Origin of the sequence: Bartonella florencae (assembly GCF_000312525.1) — a bacterium.
GTDB lineage: Bacteria > Pseudomonadota > Alphaproteobacteria > Rhizobiales > Rhizobiaceae > Bartonella > Bartonella florencae.
Genome location: NZ_HE997526.1, coordinates 1 through 271, shown reverse-complemented (window position 1 = coordinate 271; position 271 = coordinate 1). Strand labels below are relative to the sequence as shown.

1 protein-coding gene is annotated in these 271 nt (G+C 39.5%); it reads right to left on the bottom strand.

Annotation, left to right across the window (positions count from 1 at the left end; translation table 11 throughout):
- Window positions 1–81: 81 nt before the first annotated feature.
- The coding region (locus tag BN202_RS10115) for a hypothetical protein (protein ID WP_034988325.1) at window positions 82–271 on the bottom strand (190 nt) is incomplete at its 5' end.

Here is a 271-nt window from a genome sequence, read left to right as displayed (position 1 = left end):
CTATTTTCTAATAAGTTAGAAATAGCATTCTTTACATTTTATCGATGAACACATTCATCGATCTTATCGATCAAAGCATTACTAGCTTGTTCTGCTGCAGTAAATAACGCTCCAGCGGCAGCGAACTTGTGGTCCTTTCATTAAACCCAAGGTTCCCCCTACTACTGCGCCTTTCACACCATTTGAGATCACGTCATAAGCATAACCACCCACATCACAACTGTCAGAGTGAAACCAACTTGATGAATGTGAACTATTTGAATCATGTGAT